The 234-nt window shown below is 72.6% G+C and carries 1 protein-coding gene; it reads left to right on the top strand.

Annotated features, from left to right (window positions below):
• On the top strand, window positions 1-234 hold a 234-nt coding region (locus H926_RS28340), incomplete at both ends, for a LysR substrate-binding domain-containing protein (RefSeq protein WP_043610115.1).

The raw sequence follows: 234 nt of genomic DNA, 5'->3' as shown, positions 1-234 counted from the left end.
GTGCCCGTCGCGCGCGCGGCTTTGGCCTGGCCATGGCCGAATTGCGCAGCGGCCTGGCCGAAGTGGCGGCGTGGCAGGGTAAGGCGGCCGGCCGCGTGGTGATCGGCGCCATGCCGCTGTCGCGCGCGCGCTGGCTGCCCGAAACACTGCTGCGCTTTGCCGCCGCCTATCCCGGTGTCGATGTAGCCGTGGTCGAAGGCAGCCATGCCGAACTGGTCGGGCCGCTGCGCGATG

Source organism: Novosphingobium sp. B-7 (assembly GCF_000410615.1).
GTDB lineage: Bacteria > Pseudomonadota > Alphaproteobacteria > Sphingomonadales > Sphingomonadaceae > Novosphingobium > Novosphingobium capsulatum.
This window is presented reverse-complemented; position numbering and strand designations above follow the sequence as displayed.